The 5,708-nt window shown below is 61.0% G+C and carries 8 protein-coding genes and 1 pseudogene; 6 read left to right on the top strand and 3 right to left on the bottom strand.

Annotated features, from left to right (window positions below; translation table 11 throughout):
• A pseudogene (locus tag MFF13_RS24910) lies at window positions 1–311 on the bottom strand (transposase); the annotation flags it as partial.
• A gap of 306 nt (window positions 312–617) precedes the next feature.
• On the opposite strand from MFF13_RS24910, the gene MFF13_RS24905 reads away from it, so the two are divergent.
• The 4 genes from MFF13_RS24905 (at window position 618) to MFF13_RS26680 (ending at window position 3,292) form a co-directional block, all read left to right on the top strand.
• Window positions 618–1,304, top strand: a complete 687-nt coding sequence (locus MFF13_RS24905; RefSeq protein ID WP_238273254.1) for a cell division protein DivIVA — start codon at window positions 618–620, stop codon at window positions 1,302–1,304.
• A 61-nt stretch (window positions 1,305–1,365) separates the two neighbouring features.
• On the top strand, window positions 1,366–1,881 hold the full coding sequence (locus tag MFF13_RS24900) for a hypothetical protein (RefSeq protein WP_238273253.1): 516 nt from the start codon (window positions 1,366–1,368) through the stop codon (window positions 1,879–1,881).
• Between the two features lie 53 nt (window positions 1,882–1,934).
• A complete protein-coding gene (locus MFF13_RS24895; protein WP_238273252.1) occupies window positions 1,935–2,480 on the top strand; it encodes a hypothetical protein in 546 nt (181 codons plus the stop codon).
• Window positions 2,481–2,857: 377 nt separating this feature from the next.
• On the top strand, window positions 2,858–3,292 hold the full coding sequence (locus MFF13_RS26680; protein ID WP_505744306.1) for a UCP034077 family protein: 435 nt from the start codon (window positions 2,858–2,860) through the stop codon (window positions 3,290–3,292).
• A 10-nt stretch (window positions 3,293–3,302) separates the two neighbouring features.
• Here MFF13_RS26680 and MFF13_RS24885 read toward each other — a convergent pair whose 3' ends face one another.
• Window positions 3,303–3,473, bottom strand: a complete 171-nt coding sequence (locus tag MFF13_RS24885; protein WP_238273250.1) for a hypothetical protein — start codon at window positions 3,471–3,473, stop codon at window positions 3,303–3,305.
• Window positions 3,474–3,646: 173 nt separating this feature from the next.
• On the opposite strand from MFF13_RS24885, the gene MFF13_RS24880 reads away from it, so the two are divergent.
• Entirely contained in the window at window positions 3,647–4,048 is a 402-nt protein-coding gene (locus MFF13_RS24880) for a sensor histidine kinase (RefSeq protein ID WP_238273249.1), read from the top strand.
• Between the two features lie 18 nt (window positions 4,049–4,066).
• On the opposite strand, the gene MFF13_RS24875 is transcribed toward MFF13_RS24880, so the two are convergent.
• Window positions 4,067–4,441: a response regulator gene (locus tag MFF13_RS24875; protein WP_238273248.1), complete on the bottom strand. Its 375-nt coding sequence runs from the start codon at window positions 4,439–4,441 to the stop codon at window positions 4,067–4,069.
• 184 nt (window positions 4,442–4,625) lie between these two features.
• Here MFF13_RS24875 and MFF13_RS24870 point away from each other — a divergent pair, with 184 nt between their 5' ends.
• Window positions 4,626–5,603, top strand: a complete 978-nt coding sequence (locus MFF13_RS24870) for a sensor histidine kinase (RefSeq protein WP_238273247.1) — start codon at window positions 4,626–4,628, stop codon at window positions 5,601–5,603.
• Window positions 5,604–5,708: the final 105 nt, after the last annotated feature.

The raw sequence follows: 5,708 nt of genomic DNA, 5'->3' as shown, positions 1-5,708 counted from the left end.
GATGTGCTCGACACAGGCGCGTCGGCGCGCGGGGCTCAGAAGTTTCCCCGGGACGCCTCCTGCAGGATCAGCTTGTCGAGGGTGAGATCGGCGATTGCCTTTCGAAGCCGAGCATTCTCGGTCTCAAGACTCTTCATCCGTCGAACTTGATCCGACTTCAGGCCGCCAAACTCACGCCGCCACCGGTAGTACGTCACCGAACTCACACCGAGCGCGCGGATTGCATCGGCCACGCTCTGGCCCTGTGAGATCAGCACGTCCGCCTGACGTAGCTTCGCGACGATCTCCTCGGGCTTCGGGTGCTTTGCCATCTCGTCCGTCCTCCAGGCTCAAAAGCCATACCAAAGGGCGGACCACTTCAATGGGGGCGGACCAGCCAGATCCCAGCGAACGCGAACAGCAGCTGGACCTCGTCGAGCGTGTGCTACTCGATTGTCGGATCAGCGCTCGCTATGCAGTTTAGAGATACCAGCAGACAGGCCCATGGGGCGGCTTGAGGTTAAGATCGATCAACTTTCCTGAATTTTAGGTTAAAACGCGTCGCTTATTAACGCTTCGTTAACTATGATGAGATGGCTGTGTCGTCATCAAGATGAGCTCATAGGGAAGAGCACACCATGGCTGCGGCCCCACTAGTCTCCTGGGCTCAAATCCTGACGCAAGTTGCAGCGAGCTTCGACAGCATCGCCGACAAGCCGTCGGCTGAGATCCTCCTGCTCAAGCCCTCGTTTAGCACGATCGAGCCACTGACGAGCGAAGCGGCCTTTAGTCCACAACCGACCCTACACCCATCTCCCCTCATACCCGAGGCGGCAGTCAACGATGTCGGCGCCTCTCCATCCGGTGTCGATACAGAAGCCGTTGAGGTTGGCGATTGGATGAGCACCCTCGACATCATCAACGGCATGGCCGGCCTAGCTGGCGATCAAAAGAAGCGTCTGAGGGAGCAGAGCGTGTCTCATCAAGCTGCCCTCGAAGGCCTTGAGAGAGCCCTAAAGCAGACACAGCAGCTTTTGCAGCTCTCAGAGATGCGAGTGCAAGAGATCCAAACAGTGGCGGATGTCCGCTTGCAGAAGGTACAAGCAGACGCAGATGCTCAGGTGCAGGAAATTCGCGCCGAAGCTGAGGCGCGTGTAAGTGTGATCCGCGCCGAAACCGATGCCTGGGTACGTACCGCTGAAGAACAAGTGCGGGTTGCGGACCTGCGAGCAAGCACCGCAGAGAAGTGGCTTCAAAGGATTGATGCAGCAGCTAAAAACCTACTTCTCGGCGGCCACATGAGCCTGGATCAGGCTCAAGTCTAAAGCGACCAAGGCAATCAATTCGATTACGAGTGTCTACGCGGAAGAACAGCGAGGATAGGCGATGGAGCAGGCAAGGCAACTTCTTGTAGATACGTTCATGAGGGATGAGGCCGTTCCCGGATCGGATCCGCAGGTGCATGGCTCACTGCACGGAGATAAGGTTGTCCTTCTAACCCCAGCGGCCGATATCACCGCTACTCGGCATAGTGCAGTCGGAAGCTCAACTCTTGGAAAAAATTGGCCGGAGGTGCTGGAACGGGTGCGGGGCGCTGCTCAATATATGCGAACCGTTGAGAGCCGCGCAGAAGAGCAAGAGTTTCGTGTTCAGGAACTCTTGGAGCAAGTTCGTGCAGACATGCAGGACGCTCATGCTAGGGTCCAAGCTGCTGAGAAGCGCACTCGGGATGTTCAGGCTCAGGCGAACAAGCTGATTCAGGCTTCCGAAGAACGAGCTCGTATCGCCCAGGAGCGGACGGCTACAATAGAAGGCTGGCTTGTGCAGATCTCCGAGGCGATCGAAACGGAGTTCGTGGTGGAGCCTGTCAGCGCATCTAAGGCGGGTATGAAGCGAAGCTGAGCAACATCCGCTGCAATTGCGTCGCTTTCTGAGCCTATGAAGACGAGGACTTTATGATGACCGCCATAAATACGGCATTTTGGAATGAGCTGGATGCGAAGATGGCTACCGTCTGCTCCGATAACCACGAGGGCGTGTCGCGGCGGGTTGTCGAATTAGCGGCTTCTTCGGAGTCACGGCAGTCGTCTGATAAGTGCTCATTAGGTCCTGCCCAGATTAGATCAGACTGGACCAAAGTTCTGGAAAACATAGCGGCATCGAAGAGCGCATCCGAGCAGCAACAAGCGGAGCTGCGCGAGCAAGCTACTGCGCGTGCTGTTCTTCTAGTGGAACTTGAGCGGACTCAGGAGCAGGTACGTATCCTCGAAGGCCTTCTAACGAACGCTCGAGATGAGGCGAAACTGAAGATTCTGCAAGTTCAATCGGAAGCAGATGCGCGCTTGTTGGCTATGCAAGAGAGGGCAGACGCGGCGATTCAGGAGGCCTATGAGCTGATGCGTGCATCAGAGTTACGAGCTGAGAACGCAGAGGGTTGGCTGAGACAAATAGCACAGGCGAGTCTTGATCTCGCCCCCAGCGATCACCGTGTGGCTGCTTAACAATAATGTTCGGCCTATCGAAGTGAAAGCATAGGCGCTAATCATGCGTGCCTCGCTCCTGTTCCAAAAGACACTTGTCGTCATTATTTTTGTTACGCTTGGTGGCTGTACCAATTATCAAGCGAGCCATTATACTGCAAGCGCAGAAAAATTATTAATTACTGAAGACGCAATGAAAATGAACGATAGGGTGCGATCGAACGTATCGCACTGGCAGCTACGGCTCGCTTTCCTTTAAGCTGCGACCGTAAGCCTCGGAGGCATGCCGAGAGCGAGCTTGACCGGGTGAGTCGGGTCGGCTTTGAGCACCTTTCGGCATCTGGAGCGTTGACCATCACAGCGCGATCCGTTGTTCCGTGCCGACAAAGCGCTCGTCGATGCGACCCATTCCCGCCTATGCCCTCCTCCCGATGGTGGCCGCGTGTGTCGCTACCATGCCGGCCAGGGCGGAACCCGAAGCCCCCTCGCAGGCTAACAACTGGACAGACCTCCGTGCCGCATTGGCGAAGTGCTGGACAGTCCCAGCGGGAACCGACGGCTCGCTATTGGCCTACCGCTTCGGGCTCGACAAGGCTGGGGCCATCCGGGGGAGGCCGCACATCATTGCTCGCCAGCTCAAGGGCGATGCGGAGGCACAGCGGCATTATCAAGAAGCCGCAGACGCGGCACTCGCCAGGTGCTTCCCGATGCCGGTCACGTCGGCCTTCGGAGCAATCCTTGGTGAGAGCCCGCTCTATCTCCGCTTCGTGAACACGCCGCCGACCAGCGCGTACCAAATCAACAGCAACATCACGCTGTTCGCCCCGCAGTAGGCTAGGCCTCCTACGCTCGCCCCTCGGCCTTCGCCATGCTCGCTGGGATGAACGCCAGGACGACCGCGAGCATCACTCCGAACCAGCACCCAGCGGCCTTCACCGCGAAGTCCCCAAAGCGGCCATGCCGTGTCAGCTCCAGGTTCTGCATCGCTTCCATCGCTCCGGCGATCATCACCAACAGTCCCAAAACCTGCCAGCGGTGACGCGGGTACCCGAAGGCAAACAGGAAGCTGACGACCGCGTAGGCGCCGAACCGCTCAAGGGAGACCGGGGCATCTGTGACGGGTCGGAGGCCGATGGGCGCGAGAGTTGCGAAGACAACTCCCGCCAGGAGTAGCCAGCCGAAAATACGTGGTTATCGCGGCGCTGCATCCGTTCGGCGTCGAGCAGGACCATCGCTTCAAGATCGGCGGTCCGATCCTGCGCCTTGCACCTCGCGTCGCCCTGGCCTTCGCCCTCGCCATCCACGAACTCGCGACGAACTCCGTCAAGTACGGGTCCCTCTCGCTGGACGACGGACGTGTGATCGTGAGTTGGGACGTTGCGGACAGGTCCGGTTCCGACCGGCTCTGGTTCCAGTGGCAGGAGGTGGGGGGCCCCCGAGTGTCGCGGCCGACCCGAACCGGTTTCGGCTCCCGCATGATTGAGCGGGCGCTCGCCCAGGAGATCGGCGGGACGGCCGAGATCGAATACCGCCCGCGGGGCATCGTATTCACGGCTGAGGCGCCGCTGGCGGAGATCACGAGGGACTAACGAGTCCCCACTCCGACTTCAGTCCGCCTTGTGTATGGCGTCGATGACCTGGGATGCCCGGTAAGGCTTGGGCACGAACAAGCCGTGGTCCGGCACCTCGTCGTGAGCGAAGCGGTGGCGCCCCGACGTCAGCACCAAACGGATATCGGGCCAGTTCTCGGTAACACGCTCGGCCAGGGTCACGCCGCACATCGAGCCCGGCATGTCGACGTCGGTGAAGACCACCCCGATGTCCGAACGCTCGTGCAGGATCGCCCAGGCCTCGTCGGCATGGTGCGCCTCAACTACCGAGAAGCCGGCGTCCTCCAGCATCTCGACGGCATTCATCCGGACGAGGTCGTCGTCTTCGACCACGAGGATGACCGATGCTTCGAGGGCGCGCTTCATCGACATGGCATCTCAACAGGCCAGGCTTGGATGGGTTGCTTGCGGCAAACGTAATGTCGAACGTGCCGCTACCGGCCTCGCCTTCGGTACCGTCCTGACCTTGGCCGTGGACCCAATTCCCCATCGAAGGGTTTACCTTCGCGGCGATGCGAAAGGCATCGCCGAGACTCAGGATCGACCAAGGAATTGCATGGCCGGGGATACGACGCCGACCGATTACGAGTGGACGCTCGAAAACTTCACCGGCACGATCCACCGCGGCGGTGTCGCCCTGTGGGCATGGTCGCCGAGCCGGCGCCTGGCCCAGCTGGATGCCCTCTGCAAGGAGTTCTGGGGCACCTCCAAGTCCGTCGTCCCCATCGACGACCTGTTCGCCAAGGTGAACGCCGAGGACCGGCATGGGATGATGATCGACTGGGACGCGAGCGCGACCGATCCGGGTCCCTACAGCTTCGACTTCCGTATCGGCGACGGACCCGACGCCCGCTGGATCTCAGCGCGCGGCGTCGGCGGCGACGCCGGCCAGGTCGGCGAGTGGGTTCAGGCCATCTTCCTCGACATCACCGACCGCAAGCGGGCCGAGGAGGCCGAGCACCTGCTGACGGCCGAGCTCGAACACCGTGTCTCGAACATGTTCACCGTCGCCCGCGCGCTCACCGCCATCGTCGCCCGCGAGGCCAAGTCGACGCCCAACTTCGCCGAGGACCTGTCCCGGCGGTTCGGCGTCCTGCACGAGGCGACGTCACTGGCGACCCGTTCACACAAGCACGACCTCGGCGACGTCAGGCTCCAGGATCTCGCCGAGCGCATCCTGTCCCCCTACCGCGACGGCGCCAACATCGAGGTCGCCATCGACGTGAGCGCGACCGCGGCGCCGGCGCAGGTCAACGACTACGCGATGATCTTCCACGAGCTTGCCACCAACTCCGCCAAGTACGGGGCCCTTTCCGGTGGCGGGACCCTCAGGCTCAAGGGAAGGGTCGACGGGCACGAGATGCAGCTGACCTGGGAAGAGGGCGTGGCCCCCTCCAAGGCGGAAAAGGCCGACGGCACCGGGTTCGGCTCCCGCCTCCTCAGGCAGACCATCGAGCGGAGCCTGCGCGGCCGGTTCGAGCGAACCATCGACGCCGGCGGGATGCACTTTGCGATGGTCGTGCCCATCGGGTGATCCTCGCCCCGATCCGACCCTTCGCAGCGCCTCACCGCCGGAATGACATTTGAAGTACCTCACGACCGCCCTGAAGGTCCTGGCCGTCCTGCTTGCCATGGCGAC

The sequence above is a fragment of the Methylobacterium cerastii genome, from assembly GCF_022179125.1.
GTDB classification, from domain to species: domain Bacteria; phylum Pseudomonadota; class Alphaproteobacteria; order Rhizobiales; family Beijerinckiaceae; genus Methylobacterium; species Methylobacterium cerastii.
Note: the sequence above shows the minus strand (reverse complement) of the source record. Positions and strands in the feature narration are given on the sequence as shown.